Source organism: Mesorhizobium sp. P5_C1 (assembly GCF_054049815.1).
In genome coordinates, this window is sequence record NZ_JBFULQ010001000.1 from 1 (window position 1) to 1,243 (window position 1,243).

The following is a 1,243-nucleotide window of genomic DNA, read 5'->3' on the forward strand; positions in this document are numbered from 1 at the left end:
CTGTTCCCGAATACGCGGAATTTGGCATGGCAGTCGCCATTTTGTCCAGCCATATTGAATGAATGTTCAACAAATGGTGTTGCGTTTTACCCTGTATGCGCTACGCTTTGCCGGCAATCGAAAGTGCTCAAATCGGCTGACGGGGCCGAGGTGCGATGATCGAAACGGCAGCTGCCGAGCCTGAGTATGACGACGCCGCCATCCGCTTCCTCGAGGCGCTGTGGGGTGATGGCTACCTGTCGCCCGGTGGGCCGGACGAGGTCGACCGGGTGGTCGAAGGGCTTTCGCTTAAAGGCAAGACAATCCTCGACATCGGCTGCGGTGCGGGCGGCATCACGCTGCATCTGGTCGAGCGCCATGGCGCTGCCCACGCCACCGGCTTCGATGTCGAACAGCCGGTGATCGAGACAGCCCGGCGCCGCGCCGCCGCGCGTGGGCTCGCGGGTCGTGTCAGCTTCATCCAGGCACCACCAGGCTCGCTGCCTTTCGCCGACCATTCCTTCGATGTCGTCTTCTCCAAGGATGCGCTGCTGCATGTGCCTGACAAGGATGGCCTGTTCGCCGAGATCTTCCGCGTACTGAAGCCGGGCGGTGTCTTTGCCGCCTCCAACTGGATGATCTCGCATGACGGCGAACCGTCGCCCGAGATGAAGGCCTACATCGCCGCCGAAGGCCTGTCCTTCGCCATGGCATCGCCCTCCCGCTATGCGCAGGCGATGCGCCGGGCAGGCTTTGCCGATGTCACCGTCAGGGACCGCAATCCCTGGTACCGCGACGTCGCGCGGGGCGAGTTGGAAAGGCTGAAAGGACCGCTCTATCCGACTGTGGCCGCGGTGGTCGGCGCCGCCTATGTCGACAAGAACATACGAACCTGGGAAGCCATGCAGAAGGTGCTTGACAGTGGCGAACACCGTCCCACTCATCTTCGCGGTCGGAAGCCGGTTGGATAGCCGGCGATGCTGGAGACCATCAGACCCATGAAGACGGCAGACGCCAGGGACGCCCTCCTTGAACCAATGCGGAAAGCTGAATCCGAGAAGCGCGGACGCAAGGCCTCGAAGGAGGTCAGGCAGCTTCAGCTCATCGAGGCGACGATCGATTCACTGGCCAAGCGCGGCTATTCGGAGACGACGATGGCCGATGTCGCCGATGGCGCGGGCCTGTCGCGCGGCATCGTCAATTTCCATTTCGAGAGCAAGGAAAAGCTGCTCATCGCGACCTTGCAGCATATGTATGACGAGTA

Annotated in this window: 2 protein-coding genes; both read left to right on the forward strand. The window is 61.9% G+C overall.

Annotated features, from left to right (window positions below; all coding sequences use genetic code 11):
- Nucleotides 1-155 precede the first annotated feature (155 nt).
- Nucleotides 156-950 carry a methyltransferase domain-containing protein gene (locus ACXJ7R_RS33355; protein ID WP_457155513.1) on the forward strand — a complete coding sequence of 265 codons (795 nt, stop codon included), beginning with the start codon at nucleotides 156-158 and terminating at the stop codon, nucleotides 948-950.
- Between the two features lie 6 nt (nucleotides 951-956).
- On the forward strand, nucleotides 957-1,243 hold a 287-nt coding region (locus tag ACXJ7R_RS33360), incomplete at its 3' end, for a TetR family transcriptional regulator (RefSeq protein ID WP_457155514.1).